The sequence below is a fragment of the Embleya sp. NPDC005575 genome, from assembly GCF_040605455.1.
Lineage (GTDB): Bacteria > Actinomycetota > Actinomycetes > Streptomycetales > Streptomycetaceae > Embleya.
The window spans coordinates 1-13,046 of the sequence record NZ_JBEXCV010000032.1; the positions used below are offsets into that span (position 1 = coordinate 1).

A 13,046-nucleotide genomic window follows, 5' to 3' on the forward strand; every position below is an offset into this window, starting at 1 on the left:
GGCGCGGCCTGCCCCACCGCCCGCGCCGGTGCGGCCCGCGCAAGCACTTCGGCGACCACGGCCCGGCCCCGCCCGTTCGAGCCCGGTCACGCGGGCGGTCGAGCCCGGGCGGCCGCGCGGCCGGCCGCGCAGGACAGAGCCGATCACGTCGTGACCGACCGAGGTGAGCAGGGAGACCAACAGGCCGCCGATCACGCCGGTGGCTCCCGCAACGGGTACGCGTCGGCGACTGCCCCTTGGTACAGCCCCGCCCCAGGAGCGCTGTCCGGTGCCGGCCCGACGGTCGGATGCGCCGCACCCCGGCATCCCCGGACGCCGCGTCCCGGCCTGGCGAGGCGCTTCGGGATCGGGATGGCACACCCCCGCGCGATGTGACGGTCGACGCACGCGCGAGGCGGAGCACAGCCCCGCACGCCGGCAGTCCCGCACACCGACAGCACCGCACGCCGGAGGAAGTTTGCCTGCCCGTCACCCGCGATCCGCTCCCCGGTCGACGGCGGACCGATGAACTGCGTTCGTCCGAACACCTCCGCACGCCCGAACCATCCCCCTACGTGCGAACAGCTCGGCACACCCGAATCACCCCATCCGTGCGAATCCCTCGCACGGGCGCTGCTCCCCGCATCCGAAAGGGCTCTTCGTGTCGGCCTCCCCCCAGCCTCCCTCCGGCGTTTCCCGCCGCCGCCTGTTCCAGCTCGGCGCGGGCGGCGCGGGACTCGCCGTCGCCGGCTCGCTCCTGCCGCCGTCGGTCCAGCAGGCCCTCGCCTCCCCGCCCCGGCGCGGCGGGTTGAAGGCGATCAAGCACGTGGTCGTGCTCGTCCAGGAGAACCGGTCGTTCGACCACTACTACGGCACGCTGCGCGGCGTCCGGGGCTTCGGCGACCGCAACGCGATCCGGCTGCGGGACGGGCACGGCGTGTTCGAGCAGCCGGGCGGCCCCGCCGGTCGCGTGCTGCCGTTCCCGGTGCGCAAGGCGGCCCAGGACGCGTCCAAGGACCTGCAATACATCGGCGCGCTCGACCACAGCTGGGACGGCGGGCACAAGGCCTGGAACGACGGCTGGAACGACGGCTGGATCGGCGCCAAGTCGCCCGCGACGATGGCCTACTACGACCGCACCGACCTGCCGTTCCACTACGAGCTGGCGGACACGTTCACGATCTGCGACGCATACCACTGCGCGCTGCCGTCGTCGACCTCGCCCAACCGCAACTACCTGGTCAGCGGCTACACCGGCTACGAGCCCGGCAGCAGCACCCGGCGGGCGATCGACAACGCCGCCTACTCCGAGGACACCCACGCGGGCTACTCGTGGACCACCTACGCCGAGCAGCTCCAGCGTGCGGGCCGGTCCTGGAAGGTCTATCAGGAGTGGGACAACTACCAGGACAACAACCTGGAGTTCTACGTCACCTTCAAGCAGGTCGCGCGGAAGGCGCTGGCCGCGGCCGGCGACTTCAAGAGCCTGGACTCGTTCTACGGCAAGCTCGGCGGGCTGCCGGCCGCCGAGCAGGACGCGCTGCTGGCCAAGCTGGAGCAGGGCGTCGCCGCGCTGCCCGCCGCCGACCGGGTGCTGTACGAGCGTGGTCTGCGGCGCGGCCGGCCGCACTCGCTGGCGGACTCGCTGCGCGCCGACATCGCGGCGGGTGCCCTGCCCGAGGTGTCCTACCTGGTGCCCTCGGCGGCCGACTCCGAGCACCCGAGCGCGTCCTCGCCGGCCGCCAGCGCGACGATCACCTACCAGGTCCTGGACGCGATCGCGTCCAACCGGGAGGTCTGGGACTCGACCGTCGTACTGCTCACGTTCGACGAGAACGACGGCTTCTTCGACCACGTGCCGGCGCCGTGCCCGCCGGAGGAGGTCACGGACGAGTTCTACAACGGGCTGCCGATCGGGTTCGGCGCACGCGTGCCGATGATGGTCGTGTCGCCGTGGACCGTGGGCGGGTACGTCTCCTCGGAGATCTTCGACCACACCTCGGTAACCCGGTTCCTGGAGACCTGGACGGGAGTTCGCGCGCCCGACATCAGCGCGTGGCGACGGACCGTGTCCGGTGACCTGACCGGCGTCTTCGACTTCGATCGGGCCCGCCGTTCGCACGTGCCGCCGCGCCCGGCGCCGGCCCCGGCGTTCACCTCGCGCTGGCGGCCCGCGCCGCCGGCCGACCAGAAGCTGCCCGAGCCCGAGCGCGGTCGCCGCCCGGCCCGCCCGCTGCCGTACCAGCCGAACGCCTCCGCGCGGCTGGACGCCGCCAAGCGCACGCTGACGCTCGACCTCGCCAACGGCGGGCAGTCCAGTGTGCACCTCCAGCTGTTCCCGTACTCGGGCGACCTGCCCAAGCCCAAGCACTACGACGTGCGCGGGCGGCGCTCGGACACGATCGCGCTCAAGGGCGACCGCTACGACCTGACGCTGGTGGGCCCGAACGGCTTCCGCCGCGAGTTCGCCGGAACCACGGTGACGGCCGGCATCGAGGTCACTTCGCAGATCCGCGGCACCGGCCGGGTGCTGGATCTGGAACTGACCAACCATGGCTCCCAGTCGGTGACCTTCAAGCTCACCCCGAACGCCTACGGCCTCGGTTGCTCCGACCGAGAGCGTACGATCACCCTCAAGCCGGGCCGGGACCGTACGGTGCACTGGTCGACGGGTTCGGCCGACGGCTGGTACGACGTCACGGTGACGATCGAGGGCAACGACGGCTTCACCCGACGCCTGGCCGGTCACATCGAGAACGGCCGGGAGAGCGTCAGCGGCTGACCGGCAGGTCGCGGCGGCGACCCGCACCATCGCGCACGTCCCGGCGACTTCCCCACGCCGGGACGTGCGTTCCCCCGTTCCCCGGGTGCCGGCGTCCGCCTTGCCGGGCGGTGGGCGGCGGCGGCAGAGGGCCGGACAGCAAACGGTGGGCGGTGGGCGGCGATTCAGGCAGCGTTGCGCGCCGTGCCATCCGGCGGGTGCGTGGCCGCCCCGTCGCCGGCTGCCGGGGCCCGGGCGAACGCACCCCGGGGATGCGCGCGGTCACGCCCGGAAGGGGAGTACCGTGCGGGCGCGGACCAGTTCCCCGTACGGTTCGGGCGTCCCGGCCGCAAGCGTGGCCAGCCACAGGACGTCGGCGGCGGCGCGCTCGACCTCCGCGTCCCGCTCGGCGGGGTCCACCGGTTCGATCAGGTCCGCGCGGCACACGCTCGCGGCGTTGACCACGATGTCGCGCCGGGCCGCGTCCTCGGCCAGATCCCGGGCCAGGATCTTCATCGCCGCGACCCGGCCGATCATCGACGGAACGCCGATCCACGCCGGCCAGCCCTCGGCCGCCGCCCGGCCCTCCTCGACGGCGTGCACGTAGTCGTCCATCACCTCGGCCAACTCGGCCAGACTCGCCCGATCCACGTCGAAGCGCGCTCGCAGCCGGTACGGGAGGTGCCGCAGGCCGCCGAAGTCGCCCGCCAGGAGTACGAATCGGGCCCCGTCCGCGAGCAGCGGCACGAACGCCTCGATCAGTCGGTGGGTGCCGTGGTTGTCGGTCTGTACGTAGGACCTGACCTGTTCCTGATTGCGCACCCCGAAGGCGATCCGGGCGGCGGCGCCGGCGATCACCACGTCCACGCCGCCGTGTCGGTCGGCGAGCATATCGGCCAGCGCGCCGACGCCGGCCGCGTCGCCCGGTTCGAGTACCGCGAGCTGCGGCGCAAACCCCTCGCCGCGCAGCCGGGCGACGGCGGCCCGCCCATGTTCCGGGTCCCGGGAGGTCAGGTAGACCACGCCGTCGTCGCCGAAGCGACGGCACAACCCGCGCACCAGCGCGAGACTCAGCGCGCCGGTCGTGCCGGTGACGAGGGCGGTCTTGGCCATGGTGATCCCCGATTCCGTGAGGGTGGAGGTGTGCGGCAGTCGCCTCGATCAGTCGCCTCGATCCGGTGTTCGGGCGTTTCGTTCGGCGTATCTCTACGATCGTGCCGGGACGGCGCCCGAGCAACGACGAAGCTCGCAACCCTCGTTAACCCACGGGTTACCGATCACGAAGCGGGAATCGAAACCCGCTCCGCTCGGCTGACATCGGCGGGGCGCCGCGCGGGACCACGAGGCACCAGGGCAACCGGGCGCGGCGCAACACGACACGGCATGGTACGGAAACGAACGGCGGGGGCGTATGGAGCTGCGAGACATCGAGATCTTCCTGGTGCTGACGGAGGAGTTGCACTTCGGCCGCACCGCCGAGCGGTTGTTGGTCTCCTCGGCCAGGGTCAGCCAGGCGATCAAACAGCAGGAGCGTCGGATCGGCGCGCCCCTGTTCGAGCGGACGAGCCGACGCGTGGCGCTGACTCCGATCGGCCGGCAACTGCGCGACGACCTCGCGGCGGGCTATCAGCTCATCCAGGACGGGATCGAGCGGGCCGCCGCGGCCGCGCGCGGCCTCTCCGGAACGCTGCGTCTGGGCACGATGGATGCGACGCTGGCCGAGATCCCGGACGTCCTGGACACCTTCCGGACCCGGCATCCCGACTGCGAGCTGCGGATCCGCGAGGCGCACATCGGCGACCCGTTCGGCCTGCTGCGCAGCGGCGAGGTCGATCTGCAACTGGTGTGGCTGCCGGTGGAGGAGCCCGATCTGACGGTGGGTCCGATTGTGCTGACCGAGCCGCTGGTTCTCGCGGTGTCGGCCCGGCACGAATTCGCCGGCCGTACCTCGGTCTCGATCGAAGACCTGGCGATCGGGCCGGTGTTCCGAACCGACGACTCGGTCCCGGCGTACTGGGCCGAGGCGATCAACCCGACCCAGACGCCCAGCGGCAAGCCGATCCCGCGCGGCCCCTCCAGCGCCACGGCCCACGAGACGCTCACCGCGATCGCGGCCGGCCTGGGCATCTCGCCGGTGCCCCTGCACGCGGTCAAGTACTTCCCACGGGGCGACATCGCGTACATCCCCATCCACGACTCGCCCACCCTGGCCTGGGGCCTGGTCTGGCGCACAGCCGCCTACTCCCCACTCGCGCAGGCCTTCACCCGAGCCGCCACCGACACATTGGCGGCACCGACGGAGCCGACCAAGAATCCGACCTCCTCAACCCGCCGCCCCTGACCGCACGACCAAATCGGCAGCCGCCCGGGCCGACCGGAACACCACCCGGGCGCACGCCCGTCCGCTCCTCGGGCGCGCGGTTCCGCTCCACAAGCGAACCACCTCGCTCGGAACCGGCGACGGCCAACCCATCTTCGCGGACCGAAATCAGGTGTGAAGGCGGGGAATGCCGCGATGAGTCCCGAAGTTGGTCGGGGGGCTTGGTCAGGCCGGGTCAATGCCAGGAGACGACCTCCACGGAATCCGGCCTGGGGAACGGCATCGTCTCCCAACCCAGCGGCCAGTCGCCTTTGCGCTGCTCCGACGTCTCGACCTCCAGGCGTCGGGGAACCCGCCGGGTCCACCATCCGGCCCCGTGCTCGGGCTGCCCGGGCCACGGGACCGTGGCTCGGCGATACCTCTCGTCGATGCCGTCGAGTTCCGGCCGCCTGATCGCCTGGACACGTGTGGGGAGCATCGGCCAGGCCTGCGCCAAGGCGCTTCGGCACCAGATGTCGTTGTCGAACTCGGGCGCGCAGCACGAGTAGCCCTCTTCCACCTCGCTCGCCATGACCCTCCAATGTGCGAACAGCGAGTTGAGGGTGGCCGGCTGTCCGCCGGCCCATGTACCCGCGACTGCGGTAACGGCAGCGTGCACTGCGTGGTAATCCTCGGAGCTCAGCGCGAGTCCCGCCGCATGCTCGTCCGTCGGTTCCATGCGTCGACTATCGCCCGACGGGGGCGTTGTCTGCCACCACCTTCTTGCGCAACGCCTCCGATGCCTCGGCTGCCTCCGATGCCCCCGAATCCGGGCCACCCGCAGGACCCGCCCTGCAGGGCCGACCGCAGGCTATGCGCCGCGGCCGGGCATCATCCATTCCGGTGGGCAGGGTCCGGTCCTGCCGCGGCCGGCCCAAGTGCTCCGAGCGGCCCGTCAGGGCCAGAAACCGATGACGCTCTCGTCGCGCACGAGGTGTTCGACGACGACGGGCACCACATCGTCCCGATCATCGCCCAGGACGGCGATATCGGGTAGGAGCCGGCCATTCGACATCTGGTGGATCCAGCTCGTCAGGCTGCGGCCGGCTGTGTAGCCGCATGGGGCAAGCAGCAAGGGATCGTTGCCGAGTCGCATGCACAGAACGAACGCTTGCTCGTCGCTCACCCGGACCCTGATCAGCGAGTAGCGGAAGTCATCGTCGATTCGCAGCAGTTGGCGGGCTCCGTTGAGGATGGAGCGGTCGAAAAGGGTGGTGCTCCGGCCGCAACGGGCGAACTGCGGGAGCCAGGCGGCCTGCCATGCGGCGTCGGTGGCGCATGCGAGGGAATAGTTGGTGATCACGCCGAGATCGGTGGCGGCGGCCGGCAGTCGCCGCAGATCATCCGGGGCTTGGAGCACCGTCAGTGTGATCGGGGGTTCGTCGCCGCCGACGGCCCGAACCGTCTGGACGGCGACCACGGGGGCGTCGTCCGGAAGATCCCCCAAGGCCCCCGGCGCAAGCGCGAACTGCAGACGGACTTCCTACAACGGCTGCGGGAGGCAGACCTCGCAGCGGCCGATGAGTCGGGAGCGCTGATCCTCCGCGACCCCGACGCGCCCGTGCCCTTCATCCGCTTCCGAAACGGTTAGCCACGCGGGTGGCGGCGGAATGGACCGCGGAACCGGAGTCGGAGGTGTGGGGGTTCGCAGAAGCCGCGCGGTCTCGGGTGCGTCCAGCCCTGCGGGGTTCGCAGAAGCCGCGCGGTCTCGGTGCGTCCGGTCGCTGCCGGGGGTCCTTGGCCGGGAGCGTGGAGTACGCCGGCCAAAGGACCCGTCGAACGGCGGTCGCCCTTCCGCCGCGGTGTACAAACGTCGCGCCCGGGCCCACAGCTTCCGTACGGAAGAAGCGGACCGGGTCGTCGTCGGGGAGAGCGCCGTCGAGGAAGGGCCACCGGATCGAGGAGTGGAGCATGGCTGAGTCGCCGCGACACTAGGGTGATCGACGTGCCGCCATTGCCGATCATGTGGAGCGAACCCGGCTCCTTTGCGCTCAGCGTCTTCCGCGACCGCCACCCCGAACTGGTACGCCGGTTGGCCAAAGCCTTCCCGCTCGCCCCGCAACAGCTCGACGCGCTGGAGGCACTCGTCGCGGAGACGCTGCACGATGTCGTTCGCCCCCTGCCCCCGGATGCCCACGACGCGGCGCAGTGGGCGGCCTGGGCCGAACCCGGCGGGTACTACGAACGCTCCTGGGCGCAGGCCCCGTTCCTGTGGGCCGAAAGCTACTTCTACCGCCGACTGCTCGACGCCTTCGGCTACTTCGACGGCGGGTCGGGCGCCCACCCCTGGCGCGGTATCGATCCGTTCGGCCCGACAAAGCACGTCGAACTCGAAGGCCCCGCCGTCGACGACGCACTCGCCGGCCTCGCGGCACCCGCCCGGCTCGACGCGGAGGAACTGCCGTACGCACTCGTCATGGCGTCGCTGTGGGGCAACCGCGCCGACCTGAGCTTCCGTATCACCGTGGAGACCGACCCCGCCGCGGCGGCGGGGCACCGCGACGGACCGCAGGGACCGCTGGTCGCCGACGACACGGATCCGCTCCTGCGCCACCTCGCAGCCCACCCGGGCGGCCGCGTGTGCGTGGTCGCCGACAACGCGGGCGGCGAACTGCTCCCCGACCTCGTGCTGATCGACCACCTGCTCGACACCGGACTCGCGGCCGACGTCGTGCTGCACGTCAAACCACACCCGTACTACCTATCCGACGCGACACCCGCCGACGTGCTCGCGTGCCTGCGCCGATTGCAGACCGCCCCCGGATACGCGGGGCGCGTGGGCAAACGCCTGTGGCAGGCAACGGCCGCACGCCGACTCGACATCCGCGCCCATGCGTTCGCATGTGCGCCGCTGCCCTACGCCGCGATGCCCGAGGACCTGCGGGCCGACTTCGCCTCCGCGACGGTGACCATCCTCAAGGGAGACCTGAACCACCGCCGCCTGGTCGGCGACCTGCACTGGCCGCCGACCACACCCTTCGCCGACACGGTCGGCTACTTCCCGGGCCCCGTCGCGTCGCTGCGCACCCTCAAGTCCGACGTGATCGTCGGCGTGGCCCCGGACACCGTGCGCCGCCTCGACGCCACCGAGCCCGCGTGGCGCACGTCGGGCACGCACGCCCTCGTGCAGTTCCACGTACCCGACCCTTCGGACCGCGTCCGCTGAAGACGCGTGCGAGCCGCGGCGGGGCCCGGCACGGTATTCGTCACTCTCGCGCCCCCAGCGGTGCCCGGGAGATCAGCAACGGATGGGACGCGTCGATCGGAACGAAGGTTGGCCTCGTGGGGTCAGCCGTCGGCACCGTCATCACCAACGCCACCGTGAACCGCGTCGGATCCGCCCACACCTGCCGCCAGTCCAACGCCCCGCACAACCAGTCGGGGGCGGACTGTCGAATCGTCGGAGGCCTCTTGGAAGCATCCCAGTCCGGCAGGACGAGCGGGCGCCCCGGGCCGAGCGCGCCGGCCTGGGTCGGACCGCCCACCACGATCCCGTCCCGCAACACCAGCACCATCGGATAGATCTCGGTGGCAATCAGTCCCACCGGCGCGGGCGAGTCGAGAGTGGCCGTAACCCGCAGCGGCCCGTCGAGCGAATCGGCGGGCCGTTCCGTCGACAACCCCGACAGGCCGAACCCCTCGAATCGCTCCGCGGTGGGCAATGCGATCGGTTGACCACAGGTGAACGGGCCCGGTTCCTGCGCCCCCCACGAAGCGCCTCCGGAAGTGGGCGGCGCGGCCACCGGGGCCGGCGGATCGGCGGAATCGGATCCGTAGGCAACCGCGGCGAGTGTCCCCGCGGCGCACAGGGTGACTGCGACGGCAGCCCCCGCCGTACGCAGGCGGCGACGGCGCCGTCGGCGGCCTGCCTCGGCCACCATGTCCCGGTGGGGCATCTCCCGCAACGGCCGCACCTCTCGGGACAGGGTGTCCAGGGCCCGACGGACGTCGTCCCCGTCGTCATCCGCGTTCGAATTCACGATTTCCCTCCTTTGTGCTCGTCGTCTCGTCGTTCGTCGCCTCGACCTTCGTCGACAGGCGTCGCAGTGCGCCGCGTGCCGCGTTCAACTGGCTCTTGACCGACCCTTGTCCGCAGCGCAGGATGTTCGCGATCTCGGCGATCGGAAGGTCCTCGAGGTAGTACAGGACCAGACAGGCCCGCTGGCCCGGGGGCAACGTCGCCAGCAACTCGCGCGTCCACGACCGCGCACACGCCGCCTCCTCCGGTCCCTCCTCCTCGTACGAGACGCGCCGAGCGCGGAACATCGGCCGCAGACGTGCCCATCGCCCGGCCCGCCGGGACTCGTCGATCACCAGGTTGACGACCGCCCGGCGGACGTACGCCTCCAATTCCGCGGGTTCGCTCGGGTGCCGCCGGGCCAGAGTGCGCACCAGCGCCTCCTGCACCAGATCGTCCGCCCGATCGTCGTCCCCGCACAGCAGGAAGGCGTAGCGCTTCAGCGCCCGGCCGCGAACCGCCACCAAGGACTGCACCGCTCCGCCGTCAACACCCATCCGCCCTCCCCCATCCGAGTGCCCGGCCCTCGCCGCCACCAATTTCCGTCACACCCTGAAGAACGAACAACAAGCGGGTCGGGTTGGCCGCCGGCACAGGCAACTTGGGGAAGGTCCACCGTCACGATCGCGGCCCTGCCCGGGGGCGGCCGGCACCGACGACGACAGCGCCCCCGGGCACGCCGTGCAGAACAGCCGAGATTCGCTCCGGCACGCCGGTCCGAGCGCGGCGCGCCCGGGGGCCGAAGACGCGGACGCGGCGCGCCCCGGGAGCAAGTCGCGAACGCCGCAACCCCCGCCGCGGCTTCGCCCGCTACCCCGCCCCGCCGTGACATCTTCGCTTCCCCCTCGCACCGCTGGTCCGACCCGCGCGCCCATCTGCTTCAGGGCAAGGGCTGGGAGGCGGTACGCGAGGACGTCCTGGCGGGCCTGAGCCTGGAGGAGAACGGCGAACGGCACCTCAAGGAACTGATCGAGGTCCTGGACGCGACGTGGAAGCAGATGGCCGAGCGCCTTGAGGAGGCCGGAGCGACGCGAAGATCAGCATCGAGGTGCAGCCCATCGGGCCGGGCGAAGCTGAACGTGGAGAAGCTCCACGCGCCGGGCGAGCCGAAGTCGTGGGCGTGGCTGCGCAAAAGGACGGCCCGTGGTGAGTCGGAGGCGGCGGCCAGGTCGTATACCCGTGAGGCGACCGCGGCGGCTTCGTCGATTTCGTTGGCGTCGACGTATGCCTGTGCCAGCCATGACGAGTACAGCGCTATTTCCCTCACGTGCGTGGTGTCGTGGCGCTCCAGTGCGGCGGTCAGCACAGGGACGGCCCGCAGCGGCCGATGGGTCTCGGTGAAGACCCGGCCGCCGGCCGCCGACGACCGGAACCCCTTGCGCGAACGGGTGTTCTGGCGCTTCCGCTACGAGACGTGCGCCCGCGCGGAGGAGGTCCTGCAACTCGACGTCCCGGACCTGGACCCGGAGTTCCGCCGGGCCCACGTCGTCGAGAAGGGCGGCGACCTCGCGTACGTCCACCGGGACTCAGCCCCGGCGGCGGGCGGCGGGGTCGCGTCCGGCGACGTGCCGGGCGACCGCGTCGACGCCGGGGCGTGCGTACCGCTCCGGGGAGCGGACGAAGGCGTGCCGGGAGCGGGCCGGCAGCATCGGGGTGGAGGTGCCGCCCTCCGCGTCGTGGGTGAGCGCGGAATGCCGCAGCCGGTGCAGCGTGAAGCCGTCCAGGTTCTCGATGTCCTCCACATTCAGGCACAGCACCTCATCGGCTCTCGCCGCCGACTCGTAGAGCATCTTCAGCACGTCCTCTCCCGCAGCGCGACATCCAGGGCGCCACAGGGCGGCGATCTGGTCCTCCGCGAGGGCCTTGGTGCGGTCCGGCGGACTGGCCCGGCACGGCGACGACCTGGGCCGGATCGAGCCGGGCCGGCTCGCCGACCTGCTGGTCCTGGACGGCGACCCGACGATCGACATCGGCGTACTGGCCGACCGGCCGCCCCTGGCGGTGCTCAAGGGCGGCCAGGTGGTCGCGGGCGTGCTGCCGGGGCGATGAGGTCCTCGCACGCCCGTTCACGCTCCACCCAGATCCGACCCCGGGAGTACCCATGGCGTCTCCGACCCGATCCGCAGGCTCGACTTCGGCTGAGCACCCCCACGCGACCCACGGCCGCGATCCACAGCCGCGACCCACCGCGCGATCCGCCACGCACCCGACCACGCGACCCACCGCGCGACCCACCCGCAAGGCCGCCCGCCTCCGAGACCCGCACCTCGATCGCGCCCGCGCCACGGCGCTCGGCCGAACCGTGCCGGGCTCGATGGCGCCGACTCGCCTACACTCCGGTTGTGTCCGACCTTGCCTCCCCTCCCCCGCCCGGCGACGACGCCCTAGACGCGGTCGGCGTGCTCGCCGATCCGGTACGCCGGGCCCTGTACCGCTACGTCGCCGCGGCCGAGGGCCCGGTCGGGCGGGCGGCGGCGGCCGACGCGGTCGGGATCCAGCGCACGCTCGCGGCGTTCCATCTGGACAAGCTGGTCGAGGCGGGGCTGCTGAGTACGGAGTTCGCGCGGCCTGCGGGGCGGAGCGGCCCGGGCGCCGGTCGACCGGCGAAGCTGTATCGGCGCAGCCCGGTCGAGACCAGCGTGACGCTGCCACCGCGGGCCTACGACACGGCCGGGCAGATCCTGGCGGACGCGGTCGAGCGGGCGGGCGCGGGTCGGGCGGTGGATGCGGCCGCGTACGACACGGGGCGGGTCGCCGGGCGCGCACTCGGTGGTCCGGCGGCGGAGGGCGCGGACGAGCACGATCGTGTGGTCGCGGCGCTGACGGCGCGCGGGTACGAGCCGGTACCGGAGCGCGGACACGATGCCGTTCCGGAGCCCGGGCCGGAGAGCGTTCCGGAGCCGGGGCACGACTCCGTTCCGGGGCCGGGCCGGACAGCGGTTGCCGAGGCAAACCACGCGGCGGGCCAGGCGGCGGCCCAGGTGCCGGGCCACGCGGCGGTCGACGAGAGCGTCGTCCCGACGGCGGCCGACGAGTCGCCGGACCACGCCCGGATCCTGCTCCGGAACTGCCCCTTCCACCAACTGGCCGAGGACTTCCCGCCGCTGGTGTGCGGGATGAATCTGGCACTCCTCCAAGGGCTGCTCGATGGTCTGGGCGCGACCGGATACCGGGCCAGGCTCGACTCCGTGCCGGGACGCTGCTGCGTGGTCGTCGAGCGGGCGGCGGAAGTGAACGAGAAGGGAGCGGCCGACTGATCCGCACCTCCCGAGCCCTCTCGACTGGCACCGAATCTCTAAAAACAATTTTCGTTGACATACAGTTCGGGACCTGGTGAGGTGATCCCATGCCCTCGACACACCACATCGCCCAGTTCAACGTCGCACGCATGCTCGCCCCTCTGGACACACCGACCATGGCCGAATTCGTCGCCGGCCTCGATCCGATGAACGATCTCGCGGACCACGCAACCGGCTTCGTCTGGCGACTGAAGGGCGAGGACGAGGGTGTCGTGGACACGACCGACATCCGCCCGTACGACTCCGACACGATCGTGACCATGTCGGTCTGGGAAACCCCGGATCAGCTCTGGGACTTCGTCTACCGCAGCGGCCACCTGGAATACCTGCGCCGCCGCCAGGACTGGTTCGAACACCTCGCCGAGATCTCGCAGGTCCTGTGGTGGCTCCCGGCCGGCACCGTCCCGACCTCCGCCGACGGCAAGATCCGCCTGGACCACCTGCGCGAACACGGCCCGACCCCCTACGCCTTCACCTTCCGCAACCGCTTCCCGCAGCCGGAACCGGAGCCGGCCGAAATCGCCTGACGGGGCGACCGCAGACGGCGACGGGCATGCAGCCGGCTCGACGACGGCGCACGCTGCCGAAGGCGGCCCAGGCGCGGCTTGCGTCCGCACGTGCGCGCTGTAC

General features: G+C 71.8%; 14 protein-coding genes. 6 read left to right on the top strand and 8 right to left on the bottom strand.

The window, feature by feature from the left end; translation table 11 throughout:
- Positions 1 to 195 (bottom strand): hypothetical protein (locus ABZS54_RS13810; protein ID WP_355534445.1); only part of this gene is annotated, 195 nt, incomplete at its 3' end.
- A 445-nt stretch (positions 196 to 640) separates the two neighbouring features.
- Between ABZS54_RS13810 and ABZS54_RS13815 the strand changes: the two genes are divergently transcribed.
- Entirely contained in the window at positions 641 to 2,761 is a 2,121-nt protein-coding gene (locus ABZS54_RS13815) for a phosphocholine-specific phospholipase C (RefSeq protein ID WP_355534447.1), read from the top strand.
- Positions 2,762 to 3,022: 261 nt separating this feature from the next.
- Here ABZS54_RS13815 and ABZS54_RS13820 read toward each other — a convergent pair whose 3' ends face one another.
- Positions 3,023 to 3,853: an SDR family NAD(P)-dependent oxidoreductase gene (locus ABZS54_RS13820; RefSeq protein ID WP_355534449.1), complete on the bottom strand. Its 831-nt coding sequence runs from the start codon at positions 3,851 to 3,853 to the stop codon at positions 3,023 to 3,025.
- Positions 3,854 to 4,151: 298 nt separating this feature from the next.
- Between ABZS54_RS13820 and ABZS54_RS13825 the strand changes: the two genes are divergently transcribed.
- A complete protein-coding gene (locus ABZS54_RS13825; RefSeq protein ID WP_355534451.1) occupies positions 4,152 to 5,081 on the top strand; it encodes a LysR family transcriptional regulator in 930 nt (309 codons plus the stop codon).
- Between the two features lie 214 nt (positions 5,082 to 5,295).
- On the opposite strand, the gene ABZS54_RS13830 is transcribed toward ABZS54_RS13825, so the two are convergent.
- On the bottom strand, positions 5,296 to 5,778 hold the full coding sequence (locus tag ABZS54_RS13830) for a hypothetical protein (RefSeq protein ID WP_355534452.1): 483 nt from the start codon (positions 5,776 to 5,778) through the stop codon (positions 5,296 to 5,298).
- Between the two features lie 216 nt (positions 5,779 to 5,994).
- Complete coding sequence (locus ABZS54_RS13835; RefSeq protein WP_355534454.1) at positions 5,995 to 6,519, bottom strand: hypothetical protein; 525 nt, start codon at positions 6,517 to 6,519, stop codon at positions 5,995 to 5,997.
- Positions 6,520 to 7,044: 525 nt separating this feature from the next.
- Here ABZS54_RS13835 and ABZS54_RS13840 point away from each other — a divergent pair.
- Positions 7,045 to 8,265 (top strand): damage-control phosphatase ARMT1 family protein, encoded by a 1,221-nt coding sequence (locus tag ABZS54_RS13840; protein WP_355534456.1) that lies wholly within the window; start codon positions 7,045 to 7,047, stop codon positions 8,263 to 8,265.
- Between the two features lie 40 nt (positions 8,266 to 8,305).
- Here ABZS54_RS13840 and ABZS54_RS13845 read toward each other — a convergent pair whose 3' ends face one another.
- The 4 genes from ABZS54_RS13845 to ABZS54_RS13860 all read right to left on the bottom strand — a co-directional run bounded on the left by ABZS54_RS13845 (position 8,306) and on the right by ABZS54_RS13860 (position 10,907).
- Entirely contained in the window at positions 8,306 to 9,079 is a 774-nt protein-coding gene (locus tag ABZS54_RS13845; RefSeq protein WP_355534458.1) for a hypothetical protein, read from the bottom strand.
- On the bottom strand, positions 9,060 to 9,614 hold the full coding sequence (locus ABZS54_RS13850) for a sigma-70 family RNA polymerase sigma factor (protein WP_355534460.1): 555 nt from the start codon (positions 9,612 to 9,614) through the stop codon (positions 9,060 to 9,062). The genes ABZS54_RS13845 and ABZS54_RS13850 overlap by 20 nt, the downstream gene beginning before the upstream one ends.
- 383 nt (positions 9,615 to 9,997) lie before the next feature.
- Entirely contained in the window at positions 9,998 to 10,384 is a 387-nt protein-coding gene (locus ABZS54_RS13855; protein ID WP_355534462.1) for a hypothetical protein, read from the bottom strand.
- A gap of 259 nt (positions 10,385 to 10,643) precedes the next feature.
- Entirely contained in the window at positions 10,644 to 10,907 is a 264-nt protein-coding gene (locus ABZS54_RS13860) for a hypothetical protein (RefSeq protein WP_355534552.1), read from the bottom strand.
- Positions 10,908 to 10,983: 76 nt separating this feature from the next.
- Here ABZS54_RS13860 and ABZS54_RS13865 point away from each other — a divergent pair, with 76 nt between their 5' ends.
- From ABZS54_RS13865 to ABZS54_RS13875, 3 genes are all read left to right on the top strand, one after another.
- Positions 10,984 to 11,166: a hypothetical protein gene (locus tag ABZS54_RS13865; protein ID WP_355534464.1), complete on the top strand. Its 183-nt coding sequence runs from the start codon at positions 10,984 to 10,986 to the stop codon at positions 11,164 to 11,166.
- 293 nt (positions 11,167 to 11,459) lie between these two features.
- The gene (locus ABZS54_RS13870; RefSeq protein WP_355534466.1) at positions 11,460 to 12,374 is read left to right on the top strand and encodes a helix-turn-helix domain-containing protein; all 915 of its coding nucleotides are present in this window, start codon (positions 11,460 to 11,462) and stop codon (positions 12,372 to 12,374) included.
- A gap of 89 nt (positions 12,375 to 12,463) precedes the next feature.
- On the top strand, positions 12,464 to 12,943 hold the full coding sequence (locus ABZS54_RS13875) for a DUF3291 domain-containing protein (protein ID WP_355534468.1): 480 nt from the start codon (positions 12,464 to 12,466) through the stop codon (positions 12,941 to 12,943).
- Positions 12,944 to 13,046: the final 103 nt, after the last annotated feature.